At 66.7% G+C, this 14,546-nt stretch carries 14 protein-coding genes; 7 read left to right on the top strand and 7 right to left on the bottom strand.

From position 1 onward, the window contains the following. The first annotated feature begins 17 nt into the window (after window positions 1-17). Window positions 18-791: a transposase family protein gene (locus tag EDD29_RS40510; RefSeq protein ID WP_123669443.1), complete on the top strand. Its 774-nt coding sequence runs from the start codon at window positions 18-20 to the stop codon at window positions 789-791. Here EDD29_RS40510 and EDD29_RS40505 read toward each other — a convergent pair. The 6 genes from EDD29_RS40505 to EDD29_RS40480 all read right to left on the bottom strand — a co-directional run bounded on the left by EDD29_RS40505 (window position 777) and on the right by EDD29_RS40480 (window position 6,824). Next, window positions 777-1,972, bottom strand: a protein-coding gene (locus EDD29_RS40505; protein ID WP_123669442.1) for an IS3 family transposase whose coding sequence is annotated in 2 segments (ribosomal slippage) — window positions 777-1,723 and window positions 1,723-1,972 — 1,197 coding nt in all. Because the reading frame shifts where the segments join, the coding sequence is not laid out codon by codon here. The two genes, EDD29_RS40510 and EDD29_RS40505, sit on opposite strands and share 15 nt — an antisense overlap. Before the next feature lie 866 nt (window positions 1,973-2,838). Next, on the bottom strand, window positions 2,839-3,213 hold the full coding sequence (locus tag EDD29_RS40495) for a hypothetical protein (RefSeq protein ID WP_123669441.1): 375 nt from the start codon (window positions 3,211-3,213) through the stop codon (window positions 2,839-2,841). 248 nt (window positions 3,214-3,461) lie between these two features. Next, a complete protein-coding gene (locus EDD29_RS40490) occupies window positions 3,462-3,926 on the bottom strand; it encodes a S1 RNA-binding domain-containing protein (protein WP_170201757.1) in 465 nt (154 codons plus the stop codon). Between the two features lie 736 nt (window positions 3,927-4,662). Continuing rightward, window positions 4,663-5,061, bottom strand: a complete 399-nt coding sequence (locus tag EDD29_RS47475; protein ID WP_246053679.1) for a tyrosine-type recombinase/integrase — start codon at window positions 5,059-5,061, stop codon at window positions 4,663-4,665. Further along, the gene (locus EDD29_RS40485; protein ID WP_246053258.1) at window positions 4,947-6,149 is read right to left on the bottom strand and encodes a tyrosine-type recombinase/integrase; all 1,203 of its coding nucleotides are present in this window, start codon (window positions 6,147-6,149) and stop codon (window positions 4,947-4,949) included. The genes EDD29_RS47475 and EDD29_RS40485 overlap by 115 nt, the downstream gene beginning before the upstream one ends. A gap of 420 nt (window positions 6,150-6,569) precedes the next feature. Next, entirely contained in the window at window positions 6,570-6,824 is a 255-nt protein-coding gene (locus EDD29_RS40480) for a peptidoglycan-binding domain-containing protein (RefSeq protein WP_170201756.1), read from the bottom strand. A 502-nt stretch (window positions 6,825-7,326) separates the two neighbouring features. Between EDD29_RS40480 and EDD29_RS40475 the strand changes: the two genes are divergently transcribed. From EDD29_RS40475 to EDD29_RS40465, 3 genes are all read left to right on the top strand, one after another. Continuing rightward, the gene (locus EDD29_RS40475; RefSeq protein ID WP_123669438.1) at window positions 7,327-7,962 is read left to right on the top strand and encodes a lysoplasmalogenase; all 636 of its coding nucleotides are present in this window, start codon (window positions 7,327-7,329) and stop codon (window positions 7,960-7,962) included. A 76-nt stretch (window positions 7,963-8,038) separates the two neighbouring features. Next, window positions 8,039-8,473: a 2,4'-dihydroxyacetophenone dioxygenase family protein gene (locus EDD29_RS40470; protein ID WP_170201755.1), complete on the top strand. Its 435-nt coding sequence runs from the start codon at window positions 8,039-8,041 to the stop codon at window positions 8,471-8,473. Continuing rightward, window positions 8,470-9,621: a cytochrome P450 gene (locus EDD29_RS40465; protein WP_123669436.1), complete on the top strand. Its 1,152-nt coding sequence runs from the start codon at window positions 8,470-8,472 to the stop codon at window positions 9,619-9,621. Before EDD29_RS40470 ends, EDD29_RS40465 begins: the two co-directional genes overlap by 4 nt. On the opposite strand, the gene EDD29_RS40460 is transcribed toward EDD29_RS40465, so the two are convergent. Continuing rightward, window positions 9,561-10,241 (bottom strand): TetR/AcrR family transcriptional regulator, encoded by a 681-nt coding sequence (locus EDD29_RS40460; protein WP_170201754.1) that lies wholly within the window; start codon window positions 10,239-10,241, stop codon window positions 9,561-9,563. The genes EDD29_RS40465 and EDD29_RS40460 overlap by 61 nt on opposite strands. Window positions 10,242-10,301: 60 nt before the next feature. Between EDD29_RS40460 and EDD29_RS40455 the strand changes: the two genes are divergently transcribed. The 3 genes from EDD29_RS40455 (at window position 10,302) to EDD29_RS40445 (ending at window position 14,504) form a co-directional block, all read left to right on the top strand. Next, entirely contained in the window at window positions 10,302-11,762 is a 1,461-nt protein-coding gene (locus tag EDD29_RS40455; protein ID WP_211360154.1) for a carotenoid oxygenase family protein, read from the top strand. Window positions 11,763-11,870: 108 nt separating this feature from the next. Continuing rightward, the gene (locus tag EDD29_RS40450; RefSeq protein WP_123669433.1) at window positions 11,871-12,410 is read left to right on the top strand and encodes a glutathione peroxidase; all 540 of its coding nucleotides are present in this window, start codon (window positions 11,871-11,873) and stop codon (window positions 12,408-12,410) included. Window positions 12,411-12,710: 300 nt separating this feature from the next. Next, the gene (locus EDD29_RS40445; RefSeq protein WP_123669432.1) at window positions 12,711-14,504 is read left to right on the top strand and encodes a 5'-nucleotidase C-terminal domain-containing protein; all 1,794 of its coding nucleotides are present in this window, start codon (window positions 12,711-12,713) and stop codon (window positions 14,502-14,504) included. Window positions 14,505-14,546: the final 42 nt, after the last annotated feature.

Genomic DNA, 14,546 nt, shown 5'->3' with positions numbered 1-14,546 from the left:
CCGACCAGAGGTTTCACGTGCTTTTCTATCGTGCTTCGCTGCCGTTGTCGCGTTCGACCCTGATCTACCTGACCGGTCTTGTCCGGCGGGAACGGGCGAAGTTGAAGAGCAAGGGCCGGGCGTTGAACGCCGGGAAGCAGGCGTTGATGGCGCTGGCGTATCTGAAGAACGGGGATACGTTCGCGCAGCTCGGAGCGGGTTTCGGGGTGGGGACGACGACCGCGTGGAGGTACGTGAACGAGGTGGTGGCGTGGTTGTCGGCCCGCTCGCCGAAGCTGGGCAAGGCGCTCGCCCGGGCGAAGAAGGACGGGGTCGGACACGTGATCCTGGACGGCACCCTGATCGCGATCGACCGCCTGCGCGCCGACCGGCCGTTCTTCTCGGGCAAGCACAAGCAGCATGGGGTGAATCTGCAGGTCATCGCTGGTCCGGATGGCCAGATCGTGTGGGTGTCGGGGGCGGTGCCCGGCTCGATCCATGACCTGAAAGCGGCCCGGAACTGGGGCATCATCCGCGCCCTGGCCACGTGCGGGCTGATCGTCTTGGCCGACAAGGGCTACGTCGGCGCCGGCCCGGCGATCCTGGTCCCGTACAAGGGCAAGAACAAGCCGCCGTCACAGAAGCAGGCGAACCGAGCGCACGCCAAGCTCCGCGGCCCGGGTGAACGCGCGAACGCCCAGCTGAAGTCATGGAAGATCCTCGCCAAACTCCGCTGCTGCCCGCACCGCGCAGGCCACCTCGCCAAGGCCATCAGCGTCCTCCAAAACCGCGAAGCATCAGCGCACGCGTGATGGAAAAGGTTCAGTGTGAACCTGGGCCGGGCTCTTGTTGCCGAGTGCTGAATGCCGTCGCCGGGGATTATACCAGAGCTCGATGTATTTGATGATGTCCCGGCGTGCGTGTTCTCGAGTGGGATATTCCGTCCGATGGACGCGCTCGTTCTTCAGCGCGGCGAAGAAGGATTCCGCGAGTGCGTTATCCCAGCAGACTCCGGTCCGCCCGGTCGATTGCCGTAGCCGGAGGCGCCGCAGGGTCTCGGCGAACTGCCTGGACATGTAATTGCTTCCGCGGTCGCTGTGAAATATCGCGCTTTCGGCCAGCCGGTGGTTTCGGGCCGCCATGCCGATCGCCTTCTCGATCAGCGGGGTCTTGTAGTCCTCGCCGATCGCCCAGCCGATGACGGCTCTGGAATAGCAGTCGATCACCGTCGCCAGATAGATCCAGCCCTCCCATGTTTCGACGTAGGTGATGTCGCCGACGAGTTTTTCGCCGGGGGCGGACGCGGTGAAGTCGCGCTGCACGAGGTCGGGCACGTGGTGGGCCTGGCCGTCCTGCTCGGTCAGCCCGACGCGCCATGGCCTGGGCTGGCAGGGCTCCAGCCCCAGCTCCCGCATGACCGAGCGGACGAGCTCCGGCCCGGCGGGCACGCCCTGTTCCACCAGATCGGTGTGGATCCGCCGATACCCGTACGTCCCATCGGAAACGTCGAAGAAGTGCCTCACCCACGCCTTCAGCTCATCGCGGCGCCGCGCGGTCGCCGACTCCGGCCGGCTTCTCCATTCGTAGAATCCCGAGCGCGAGACACCCAGCCATGCGCACATCTGAACGATTGCCGGCGATCTATCGCCGATGACGACCGAAGGGTTGGCGTACTCCGCGTCGATGAACTCGTACTTCGAGGTCACCGCTGCTCCCGAGCGAAGTACAACGCCGCTTTTTTTACGAACTCGAGCTCCATCTTGAGTTCCTGGATCTCGCGTTCCTGCTCCTTCAGGCGCACCCGCTCATCGAGCGTCAAAGGAGCCTCTTCCCCGGCATTCTCACGCCGGTACGCACTCACCCAATTCGCCAGAGTCCCGGCATTGATGCCGAGCTCCTTCGCGACCTGTGCGATCGGACGGGAAGAATCCACCACCAACCTGGCGGCTTCCTGCCGATATTCAGGAGAGTAATTCCTCTTCGAACGAGCCAAATCACTTACCTTTCCGGACTACCCCATTCTAGTGGGGCCACTGTCCGGAACCTTCGGGGCGGCTCAATCGTCCTTAGCCGCCCCTATCGGGCATCGCCCCGACGGGAAGCCGAAGCTGCCGGGCTTAAGGCCTACCGACCTTGCGGATTCGTGCCTGTTGGCCAACGCTTCCCGGGCTTACACGCTCGACTAGGCATTCGCGATGCGCGATGACCGTAGTGGCACCGGCACCGTCGTTACTGCGGATGTCCAAGACGAGACCGTCGCCTCCCGGACTCAAGATCGTGGACTTCAGGCAGAAGTCGCACATTACGCGGAAGGCCTGGAGCTCCTCCGGCCGGATACTCAACCGGACCCAGGCCGGCGCGTGCTCTCGGCTGATTCTCATGACCACGGCGTCGATCGCCGATCCGACGGGATACAACTCCGGCCACTGCTCGTGGCTGGGCGGAGGGGCGCCCTGCTGGAACAGGTCGATGGAAGAGCCGAGGTGCTCGTATCCCTCGATTGACGTCATGAGTCCCCACGGCTCGTGGCTGAGAACCTTCGCCTGGACGCGCTGCCCAGGGAGAAGTGCAAGACTCTCAACCTCAAAACGTTGCATAACGGCCATTCTTGCAATGATCGCTCGAATGAGTGCCCACTCCTAGCTCAATCCACGAAGCTTGCTCGCGGAGAGCGCGGAACTGTGAGCGCTTCGAGATCCGTCCCTGCAACGGTGTGGGCATCATGTGCACGCTCTGATGCCCCGGCCCAGTAGCCACTTGGATGACTACGAGGCTGGCCACACCGGCGATGGCGACGGGAGCACGCGATAGAGACGGCGCCGGGGCTGCCACTGCGGCTGAGGGTTAAGGACGCCTCACCTAGTTCGCGCTCTCAGCTTTGGCGAGCAGGGCGCGCGCCTTCTCCAGCCGGGCCGACAGTTTCGACTCCCGCCAGTCTACGAGTTTCTGGTACCGCTCGAGGACGGCGACCTCTGCCGCGTAGTCCTTGCGCTTGCGATGGATGGTGGCCACCCGTTCGTAGTAGCCGGGCGCGATCCAGTGGCCGGGAGGAAGGTCCGGGGTCTGCTGGATAGCCGAAGCCTCCTCGACCGCAGCAAGGATCTTCCCGAGCAGAACAAGGCTTTCGTCGTCTCGCTTCTGCGTACGCATCTCGTTGAGGACGGGAACCCATTCGGTGTAGTGGCGGCCGCCGACCTGGCCGGCGCGTTCTGCGGCTGCTCTGCTGGCGTCCATGCCGCGACGTTAGGACCCGGGACTGCGACGAGGCCCTCCGAACTGGAGCATTGTGGCCAGGTCGTGAGGTACTGGGGAGAGTTCTGCCGTTCGGAGTTCGTGGCTTGGCCGCCCAGTACGCCGTCCCGCCCATGTCGGCTGGCTTTGTCGATGAGTTCTCGTGCCACATGTTGAGAGGCCGGGCCTGCGATGATCAACTGATTTGGTTGTGTTGGTGAGTTGGGTGCCACAGACGGCAATCCAACCGTTCACGCCAACGCGAGTCTTACCCGGCGCCGCTGAAGATTGATCTCACGGAGACAGACCCGGAGCTGCTGGCCGCAGACCGGCAGTTGCCCCTCGTGGAAGTCAGCCGCAGGAACGAGCCCCTCGATGCCCTCGACCAACTCAACGAAAGCCCCGATCGGGACGACCTTCGTCACCGGACCAGTGAGCACCTTGCCCAACGGAGTACGGGCCACCTCGACCAGCGGATCGTCCTGCGACGCTTTCAACGACAACGACATCTGGCCGCGCTCGAGATCTACATGGCGGACCATCACCATGACCTCCTGGCCCTCGCGGACGACCTCCGCGACCGAGTCAATCCGTCGCCAAGACAGCTCCGACACCCGCACGAGACCACGCAAGCCACCGACATCCACGAAAGCCCCGAAAGGCTCGAGTGAACTCACCACGCCCAGGTGGACCTGCCCCGCCTTGAAATCGCTCATGCTCGCCATGCATCCATGATCGTCCGAAACCGGTCTGCCTGCGCGAAGCTTCGAGCTGTCCGTCGCACTGGGGAGCTCAATCTGGGTTGCATTGGGTAACCGAGATGGCCGGAGGGCAGTGTTGTACCTGACTGTCGTGTACTCGCGCCGACGCGTTGCCAGGAGAGGATTGGCCAATCTGGGAAAAGGACCGTCAGGCGAACCTCCGCTCCCTTAGAATCCGTGGATTGCACTCAGCTTCCTCGGAAGGATACCTGCATGCATCAGGCGCCGCCTCCACAGCCTCCTCGGCATTCCATGGCTTGTGCTTCGCCTAATTATTGCCGTTGTCAACCTCTGCCGATTCGCCTGGCACGGTGGTCGAGTTTCCTATAGTGAGCATCACGGCGCCACCTTCACGCCCAATCAGCCGAGCGGACGGCCCGGACCAGCCGCCTACGATCCACAGCAGTCACTCGATTACACCGCTGGGGTAATGAACGCAGGACGCGGCACCGATGGGGTGATCAACTTCTACGACGCTCATGGCAACTACACTGGCTATCAGCGTGGCAATGATTTCTATGACGCTCATGGTAACTATCTCGGTAGCCAGAGGCATTGAGTTATCTAGCAAAGTGCGAGGCTGCGGGGTAGAAAGAATTCGATCAATTCTTCGGGCCGCACGCTAGTCGAGTGAAACGCGGATGCACAGAGGGTGGTGGGGTTGCCCACTGGGCAGCCCCACCCGTGTCGGTTACGCGAGACGGAGGTCCGGGGTGTTGTTGAGGTGCTGGTCCAGGACTTGTTGGGCGATGACCGCCTGGAGTTGCGCGATCTTCTTGTTGGCGGCTTCCAGTTGGGCTTGCAGGTCGGGGTCGGCCGAATCGGGGGTGGTCGGGGACTTGGGTGCGCGGATCTTGTTGAGGGCGTCTAGGGCGGTGGCGTCGGCGGTGGGGAGGGTGTGGAGGTAGCGCTCGGTGGTGGAGATCTTGGCGTGGCCTAGGCGTTCTTTGACGACTTGGAGGTCGGCGCCGCCGGCTAGGAGCCAGGAGGCGTGGGCGTGGCGGAGGTCGTGGAATTTGGGTTTGTGGGTGAGGTGGGCGGCTTGGCAGGCGGGGGTCCAGGTTTTGCTTCTGAAGGTGGAGGCGGGGATGTGGGGGTCGGGGTCGATGGGGCGGGGGTGCGGGCGGTGTCTTTGCCTTCGGCTCGGCGTTTGGCTCGGTAGGCGGTGACGGCTGCTCGGCAGTGGGGGCAGCGGCATTTGCCCAGGCCGTAGGCGGTGGTGGTGCCGTGGCGGTAGCTGCGGGCCTGGGCGTTGGGAGGGGTCCAGCCGAGGTCCTTGGCGGGCTCGATGACCTTCAGGGCTGTTTCCTCTTTGGGGATGTGGCGGGAGAAGAGTAGGTCGTCTTCCTTGAGGTGGCGGGACTCGGTGTGGGCTTGGAGCTTGGTGATGATCTGGGGGCTGAGCTTGAGCTTTCGCCACTTCTTGCTCTTGGGGTAGGGCTTGACGAGGAAGTGCTTGCCCTCGGGGTGGACTTCGGGGGAGAGGTAGAGGACGACGCGGCTGACGGTGAGGATGCCCGTGTCGAAGTCCAGGTCCTTGACGCGGAGTTCGGTGAGTTCGCCCCAGCGGAGGCCGCTTTCGATGGCGGTCTCGACCAGGAGGCGGGAGTCTTCGTCAGGGAGCGCCGCGTAGATGCGGTCGAACTGCTCGGCGGTGATGATGCGGCGGGGCTGGGTGGGGACCGGGTCGGTGGGGACGTTGTGGGCCGGGTGGAGGAGGATCACGCCGTCGGTGACGGCGGTGGTGAAGATGGCGTTGAGGACCGAGACCTTGCAGAACTCGATGCGGCGGAGGCCTACGCCGGAGCGCTTGAGTTCGGTGAGCCAGGCTCGGACGTCCTGGGAGGTGATCTCCTGGAGCTTCATCTCGCCGAAGTACGGGAGGATGTGCCGTCGCAGGGCGGACAGGTAGTCCTGTTTTGTGCTGAGTTCCATGCGGTGGTTCGGTAGCCAGGTCGCCTCGACGTACTTGCCGAACTTCTGTCTGCCTCGGCGCGGGTCCCAGGATTTTCCTTCGGCGATCTTGGCTTCGGCGGCTTGCCAGGCCTTGTCGGCTTCCTTCCTGGTGTCGAAGGTTCCGGCGGTCTGGCGGACGCCTCGGGCGTCGTCGTAGAGGGCCTGGTAACCGACTCGTCCGTGCTCGCCCTTGCGTGCTCTCGTGAAGCCTATTTCGATCACCTCAGGTCAAGATCATTTGTCACTCATTTGTCACTGGATCGTGCTGATACGCAGTGTTGCCGAGTGGTAGTGATTGGCATGTGATCATGCCTCTGACCTGCACTTTAATGCCAAACGATGATCGACTGTAGAAACTTAATCTGACGCGAAATCGAGTTCCCAAGCTGACCACGCGGGTTCGATTCCCGTCATCCGCTCAGATCGCGAAGGCCCCGCCGGGATGTGAGTCCCGGGCGGGGTCTTTGTTTGTTTCCGGGCTTGCCGGGTCGGCTTGGGCTGCGCGCTGCGTCCGGGAGGCGAAGGCGTTCCCGAGTCTGCTTCAGGTCGTGGAGGCATTTCCGCAGGCGGATCGGAGTCGCCGGAGATTGCCGATTCGGCATTTTCGCCGGGGAAACTCGCCCTTTCGCCGATGTGGGAAGCCTAGGCCGTCACTTTCACTTCCAGGAGTTCGGTCCACGTCTTCGGCCCGATCTCGCCGTCCTGGTCGATGCCGTGGCGCGCCTGGAACTTTTTCACTGCCTCGGCCGTCTTGGGTCCGAAGATTCCATCGACGGTAACCGCAGGGTTGGCCTTGTGGTGGTTGAGCCGCAGCTGCGCGTCCTCGACGGGGTTGCCCGTCATGTTCGGAGTCTTGAGCTTCAGCAGCGGGTAGCAGGTCGGATTCGGAGCAGCCATCGCACGTTCTCCCTTGTTCGGTGTGCGGAGTGGTGCTCTCGAGACCAGAGAGATCAGTGAATAATCTGCCATGACTCGGGATTCAGCCGACTCCGCATCATGAATGACTACATGAGCAAGCGTATGTCGGTGTCTTTCCGGGTGTCAATTTGGCAGATCCGAATAAAGCTCGGATCTATTGCTGGATATGGCGAGAAATTGCGCATGCCGCTAAGTATCTCCCTCCGGTCCAAGCCGATGGGGGACGGCCTCGGTCGGTTTGATCGCCGGATGCACAAAGAGCACCGTCCGGGTCGGTGAAGGTCGCGCCATCGGACGGGGCCCGGGTTCCTCGAACCGAGGCCCGCTAAACCCGTCGTCGGCATGGATCGGGTCAAGACCGGGCCGCCCGGCTCGTCCGGTCGCAACGTGCGGGGGTGCGGGGTGTCGCGGAACGGGACGGGGCCCTAACATCCGGTCATGCGTGACTTGTCGAATGTTTCGGGCGCGGCGGTGAAGGCCGGTGCGTGAGCTGGGGCGTGTCCGTGCCCTGTTCCTCGTGGTGGCGGCCGCGCATCTGGTGGTCCTGGCCGTCGGGGCGCCGTCCTGGGCGGACTTCGTGACCAAGGCGTCGCTGATGCCGGTGCTCGCGTGGTGGGTGTACCGGCGGGGCGGCGCGCGGCTGGTGATCGCGGCGCTGCTGCTGTCGGCCGGGGGCGACATCGCGCTGGAGTTCGACGGGCTGTTCATCGTCGGCATGGGGTTCTTCGGGGCGGCGCACGTCTGCTACGTGACGTTCTTCGGACGATCGTTCGCGGCGGCCGGACCGCGGAAATGGGTGATCGCCGGCGGCTACGCGATCATGTGGGCCGTCCTCATCGCCGTCCTGTGGCCCAGACTGGGCGACCTGCGGATCCCGGTGGCCGTGTACTCGCTGCTGCTGACCTCGACCGCCGTGGCCTCGGCGGGCCACGGACTGCGGACGGGCATCGGCGGGGCGCTCTTCCTGATCTCCGACGCGCTCATCGCCCTGGGCATCACCGACCGGGAGCTCCCCATGCACGGTGTGCTGGTGATGCTGACGTACATCTCGGCGCAGTATCTGCTCGCGTCCGGGTCCCTCACCCGTTCCGCCGCACGCCCTCCGGTGCCCGTCTGACCGGCCTCCCCCGGAGGCGGCCCTTGCGGTCGGTCCTTCTCTCAACCTAGCGTTTGCTTGGATGAGAGGAGAGGGTGTGGAGGAGCTTCAGGTAGGGCATGTGCACGAGGCGGATGTGCCCTGGGTGTACGCGGGTGATGTGGGCATCCAGCTTCTGCGGGCCACCCCTACGGGGTTCGCGGTGCGCAATAGGTTCAAGGCCGGCTATCGGCTTCCGACGCACAAGCACACGGGCTCGGTGAACGGGTTCACCTTCTCCGGCCGGTGGTGCTACGCGGAGCAGGGCGTCGAGTACGTGGCCGGCACGTTCATCCACGAGCCCGCAGGTTCGGCGCACACCCTCACCGTGCTGGAGGACACCGACGTGCTCTTCATGGTGGAGGGCGCCTACGTGGAGTACGCCGAAGACGGGACGGTGGCCGGCGTCGTCGATTCCGAGACGTTGATCGGGGCGTACTACGCGCTCTGTGACGCGTTCGGAATCCCCCGTCCGGAGGCCGTGCTCAGATGAAGGGCTTTCCGGACGGCCACTACACGGACGGGCATCCCGCCGGCTTCTACGCCGAGCTGTACGGGCGCGGCCCTGTCCGCCACCCGGAACTGCCGCTCTGGCTCGTCGGCGGGCACGCCGACGTGCTCAAGGCCGTGACGGACCCTGTCTCCTTCCGCAACCGCGACGGCATCCTTCTGGAGGAACTCGGGGTCACGTACGAGCGCCCGCCCACCCTGCTGCACACCGATCCGCCTGAGCACACCCGCTACCGCAGGCTCGTGGCGCCCGCCTTCCGCAGCTCGGTGCTGCGGGGTCTGGAAGACGACATACGGACACGCGTGGGGTCGCTCCTCGACGCAGGGCCGACGGAGTTCGTCGGCCAGTTCGCCGTACCGCTGCCCCTCCAGGTGATCTGCCTTCTGCTGGGCATCCCCGAGGACGACTGGGAACGCTTCTACGCCTGGTCGGAGGCGTTCGTCCCCGGGGCGTCGGAGCTGCCAACGGAGGAACGCGACTCCCTGCGCATGGAGTGCGGCCTCTACCTCGTGCAGCAGGCGCACGCGCGGCGCGCGGATCCCGGCGGCGACGTCATCTCGCAGCTCGCCGTGCTCGAACTCGACGGGGAGAGCCTGACCGACGCCGAGCTCGTGATGTTCCTGATCCAGTTGTTCGTCGCCGGCAACGAGACGACCAGGCACGCGCTGTCGGGCGGCCTCCTGGCGCTGGCCGACGATCCCGCGCAATGGGCGCTGCTGCGGGAGGATCCCGCGCTGATCCCCGGCGCGGTCGAGGAGATCCTGCGCTGGACGTCGCCCGTGGTCTACTTCCTGCGCACCGCGACGGCGGACGTGGAGCTCGGCGGGGCCAGGATCGCGTCCGGCGACAAGCTCATGCTCCTGTACGGCGCCGCCAACCGGGATCCAGCGGCGTTCGGCCCTACGGCGGGAGCCTTCGACGTCACCCGGGCGTCCGAGGCGCTGAACCTGGCTTTCGGTTTCGGGCCGCACTTCTGCCTCGGCGCGGCCTTGGCGAGGCTGGAGCTGCGCCTTGCCCTGACGGAGCTGACCACCCGCTACCGCGCGCTGGAGCGCACGGGGCCTGCGCGCTACAACGGCTCGTCCGTGGTCGCGGGCTTGCGCTCGCTGCCCCTCACGCTCGTCCCCTGAGCCGCGGCCTCGGCCGCGGTGTGGGCGGCGTCGGCGAACATCGCGGCGAGCTCGGCGGCCGAGGCGCGGATGTCGCCGTCGAGCCAGGCGGTGAGCGCGCCCGTCCAGCCGGACACCAGCATGACCGCGGTGAACCCGATCAGCGCGTCGGAGCCCTCCGGGACGCCGAAGCGGTCGCGGGCATAGCGCGCGACGAGTTCGGCCCACTCGCGCTGCGCCGCCTTGCTCCTGGCCCGCAGGACGGGGCTGGAGGGGGCCTCGACGAGCACGATCCGCGCCTTGCGGGGGTCGGCCCCGCCCAGCTCCAGGACCGCCTCGGCGCCGGCCCGGACGACGGCGCGCAGGTCCGCGTCGGGACCCGCGGCGAGGATGGCCCGGGTGGCGGCCTGCGCGGATTCGGCGGCGATCCCGTCGTAGACGGCGGCGAGGAGGGCGTCGAGGTCGGCGAAGCTCTCGTAGAAGTAGCGCTGGTTGAGGCCCGCGCGCGCGCAGACGGCGCGCAGGGTCGTGGCGCGCAGGCCCTCGGTCCCCAGCAGGTCGAGGGCCGCGTCGAGCAGGGCGGCTCGGCGTTCGGCCCGCCGGTCCGCCGCGGCGACGCCACCGTACGGTCGGGTGCTCACCCCAGAATCTTGACACACCCGCATCCAGAATTTAGCGTCTGGATATCACCGTATCCAGATATGAGGGACCACCCCATGGCCGCCATCGCCCCAGCCCTCAGCCGCATCTTCGAGCCCTTGGCAGACGAGCACGACTACCCGGCACCCCAGATCGACGGGACGCTTCCGCCCGACCTCACCGGGACGCTCTACCGCATCGGCCCCGGCCGCTGGGAGATCGGCAGGACCAGGCTGGACCACCTCTTCGACGGTGACGGCATGGTGTCCCAGTTCATCTTCGACGGGCGCTCCGTCCGGTTCCGCAATCGCTATGTGCGCACCCGGCAGTTCGTGGACTCCCTCACCTCCGACCGGCTGCGCAGGCCGGGCGTCGGCACCGCACGTCCCGGCGGGCTCCTGGCGAACGCGGGGCGGATTCCGGCGAACGTCGCCAACACCGGCGTCGCGCTGCACGCCGAGCGGCTGCTCGCGCTGTGGGAGGGCGGCCCGCCGCACCGCCTCGACCCCGACACCCTCCAGACCCACGGGACCCACGACTTCGACGGGGCGCTGCGCGGGCTCCTCAAGTCGTTCTCCGCCCATCCCAAGTGGGATCCGCGGACCGGCGAGATGTTCAACTTCGGGCAGGACTTCTCGCCGCTGCCCACGCTGAACTGCTGGAAGGCCGACAGCCGAGGCGGGATGAGCCGCATCGCCTCGGTCCGGATGCTCGACATGCCGTGGAACCACGACGTCGCGCTGACCTCGCGGCACCTCGTCTTCGTCCTCGACCCGTACCTGTTCGACCTGCGCAGGCTGGCCGCCGGGCACGGGGTGATGACCGCGCTGGAGCACCGTCCGGCCAAGGGGACGCGCTTCCTCCTCGTCCCCCGCGACGGCGGTCCGGTCCGGATCGTCGAGCACGACGCCCTGATCCACGTGCATGTCTCCAACGCCTTCGAAGATGGGCCCGACACCGTCGTCGACCTGGTCCTCTTCGAGGACTTCGCCACCCTCAAGAGGGATCTGACCGACTTCCGGGCTTCCTTCACGGCCCTTCCGCCGAGCAGGCTCATGCGGTACCGGATCACCCCCAACGGACGCGTCATAGCCGAGGAGCTGGCTGACGTGCCCGGGGAGTTCCCCCAGTACGACTGGCGCCTGTCCGGACATGAGCACCGCTTCACCTACATGACGGGACGGACGGCGTCGTCGGGCCCCTACGACTCCGTGCTCAAGGTGGACGGCGAAGGCGGGCCCGTCCAGGCGCACTCGTTGGGAGCCGACGCGTACGTCGGGGAACCCATCTTCGTCCCGCGTTCGCCCGACTCCGCGGAGGACGACGGATGGCTCCTTGCCGTCGTCTATTCGTCGGCCGAGCACCGCTCCCGCCTGGAGATACTCGACGCGCGCGGTCTCGCCCCGGTGGCCGCGGTCCACCTGGACCACCACCTGCCTCTCGGCTTTCACGGGACGTTCACCCGCCGCGTCGCCTCGCCGGACGCGCCCGTACCCCGCCCGGAGGCGCTTCCCACACCCTGACAACCAAGACATAGGGGTGCTTCGGCCCGCACGGCCTCGTTTAGTGTCGGAACGGTCATGGCGGGCTTCAGATGATGAAGGTCCGCCGGGAGCAGTGAGGAGAACCCCATGAGCGTGCACGATTTCCAGGTGGCGGCGGCCGACGGCACCACGCGTGACCTCGCCGGCCTCGCGGGCCGGACCGTCCTTGTGGTGAACGTCGCCAGCAAGTGCGGCCTGACCCCGCAGTACGAGGGCCTGGAGGCGCTGTACCGCGAATTCCAGGGCCGCGGCCTTGAAGTCCTCGGCTTCCCCTGCAACCAGTTCGGCGGCCAGGAGCCCGGCACCGACGCGGAGATCCAGGACTTCTGCTCGGTGAAGTTCGACGTGACCTTCCCCGTCCTGGCGAAGATCGACGTCAACGGGCCGGACGCCGCCCCGCTCTACGCGCACCTGCGCGCCGCCGCCCCGGGCGACTTCGGCCCCGGCAACGGCTTCCTGTTCGAGCACGTCAAGAACACCAGGCCCGAGGCGATCGGGACCGACGAGGTCAAGTGGAACTTCACGAAGTTCCTCGTCGGCGCGGACGGCGCGGTGATCCGCCGCTACGAGCCGACCGTCCTGCCCGAGGAGATCCGCGCCGACCTGGACGCCCTCCTGCCGGCCTGACGCTATGCGCCCCGCGGGGCCGGTTCACGGCTCCGCGGGCGGGCATTCCACAGTGGTATGTGTCCATCCCGTACGGTCCTGCGCGTCCCCTCACGAATCTACGGCGGGCCGGAGAGCCGCGTCCCTGCCCTTCGGGCACGCCCGAGTAGGCCGCCCGGCGCAGGGCCCGCACGTCGACGGCGGAGGTTGCCAGACGCGTCGGCGAGCTTGGGCAAAAGCTGATCATTCGTATGACCTGCCGCCCGGGTTAGGGTCGCGGTGTTCCAGTGCGTCCGGAGTGCGTTCGAGAGGCTGGTGGGCATGGGCGGCGTGGAGATCTCGCGGCGGCAGGCGGTAGGGGGCGTCGGCGCGGCTGCGGCGCTGGCCGCGGCGGGATGGCAGGGCGCGGCGGGAGCCAAGCCCAAGCCCAAGCCGGGCGACGAGTCCGTGACGATCACCGTGATGGGCACCTCGGACCTGCACGGGTGCTGCCTGAACTGGGACTACTTCAAGAACGCGGAGTTCGACAACACCGCGCACGACGACATCGGCCTGGCGAAGATCTCCAGCCTCGTCAAGCAGATCCGCGCCGACCGCGGCCGCGACCGGACCCTCCTGTTCGACTCCGGCGACACCATCCAGGGCACGCCCCTGGCCACGTACTACGCCAAGGTCGAGCCGATCACCGAGACCCGGGTGAAGCACCCGATGGCGCGGGCGATGAACGCCATCGGCTATGACGCCGTGACGCTCGGCAACCACGAGTTCAACTACGGCCTGCCGCTCCTCGACCTGTGGATCCGCCAGATGGACGCGCCGGTCCTCGGCGCCAACGCGGTGCGCGCCTCCCGGGACGTGCCCGCCTACGAGCCCTACGTCATCAAGAAGATGCGCGTCGGGCACGGCAGGACGGTGAAGGTCGGTGTCCTCGGGCTGACCAACCCGGGCGTCGCCATCTGGGACAAGACGTACGTCGAGGGCGAGCTGCGCTTCCTCGACCTCGTCGAGACCGCCCGCAAGTGGGTGCCCGTCCTCCGCGCGAAGGGCGCCGACGTCGTCATCGTCACCGCCCACGCCGGGGACAACGGGTTCTCCTCCTACGGCGGCGACCTCCCGGTGGAGAACGCCTCCGCGATGGTCGCCGAGCAGGTCCCCGGGATCGACGCGATCCTTTTCGGGCACTCCCACCAGGAGGTCGCCCAGCGCTTCGTCCTCAACAAGGAGACCGGCGCCGAGGTGCTGCTGTCGGAGCCGTCCTACTGGGGGCGCCGGCTGTCCGTCCTGGACTTCACGCTGGTCCCGAAGAAGGGCGGCTGGACGGTGACGGCCAAGTCGGCGATCACCGTGAACAGCAACACCGTCGCCGAGGACCCCGCGATCGTCGCGCTGATCAAGCCGCAGCACGACACCACGGTCGCCTACGTCAACCAGGTCGTGGCGACCTCGGTGGCCGAGCTGAGCACCGCGGAGTCCTGCTACAAGGACACCCCGATCCTCGACTTCATCCAGGACGTCCAGGCCGGGACCGTCAAGGACGGTCTCGCCGGGACCGCCTACGAGGCGCTGCCCGTGCTGTCCATCTGTGCTCCCTTCTCCCGCACCGCGGTCTTCCCCGCCGGAGACGTCTCCATCAGGGACATCGCCGGCCTCTACATCTTCGACAACACCCTCCTCGGCAGCGTCCTCACGGGCGCTCAGGTGAAGGCGTACCTGGAGTACTCGGCCAAGTACTTCACCCAGCTCCCCGTAGGCGCCCCCGTGGACGTCGCGACCCTGACGAACGCGAACGGCGTGCCCGACTACCTCTACGACCAGCTCTCCGGCGTCACCTACGACATCGACATCTCCCAGCCGACGGGTTCGCGCATCGTGAACCTCGCCTACGAGGGCGTACCCGTCACCGCCGCGCAGGAGTTCGTCGTGGCCGTCAACAACTACCGCCAGTCGGGCGGCGGCGGCTTCCCGCACATCACCACCGCGCCGGTCGTCTACAACCGGCAGGTCGAGATCCGCCAGGCCCTCATCGACCGCGCCTCGGCCGTCGGCGTCATCGACGCCGCCGACTTCCACGTCCTCAACTGGAAACTGGTCCGCGCGGGCGTCCCGGTCTTCTGACCCTTCCCTGGCACGACCGGCCCCCGCTCAGCCCGTCCTGCC

It is taken from the genome of Actinocorallia herbida (genome assembly GCF_003751225.1).
GTDB lineage: Bacteria > Actinomycetota > Actinomycetes > Streptosporangiales > Streptosporangiaceae > Actinocorallia > Actinocorallia herbida.
The sequence above is the reverse complement of the archived record's forward strand: the minus strand, read 5'-3'. Positions and strand labels throughout refer to the sequence as shown.

What these genes read in the sequence shown, in the direction of transcription:
- EDD29_RS40480 (WP_170201756.1), bottom strand. Translation starts at nt 6,824, where the DNA reads ATGGCTGCTCCGAATCCGACCTGCTACCCGCTGCTGAAGCTCAAGACT.
- EDD29_RS40455 (WP_211360154.1), top strand. Translation starts at nt 10,302, where the DNA reads ATGAGGGACCACCCCATGGCCGCCATCGCCCCAGCCCTCAGCCGCATC.
- EDD29_RS40490 (WP_170201757.1), bottom strand. Translation starts at nt 3,926, where the DNA reads ATGAGCGATTTCAAGGCGGGGCAGGTCCACCTGGGCGTGGTGAGTTCA.
- EDD29_RS40450 (WP_123669433.1), top strand. Translation starts at nt 11,871, where the DNA reads ATGAGCGTGCACGATTTCCAGGTGGCGGCGGCCGACGGCACCACGCGT.
- EDD29_RS40495 (WP_123669441.1), bottom strand. Translation starts at nt 3,213, where the DNA reads ATGGACGCCAGCAGAGCAGCCGCAGAACGCGCCGGCCAGGTCGGCGGC.
- EDD29_RS40445 (WP_123669432.1), top strand. Translation starts at nt 12,711, where the DNA reads ATGGGCGGCGTGGAGATCTCGCGGCGGCAGGCGGTAGGGGGCGTCGGC.
- EDD29_RS40465 (WP_123669436.1), top strand. Translation starts at nt 8,470, where the DNA reads ATGAAGGGCTTTCCGGACGGCCACTACACGGACGGGCATCCCGCCGGC.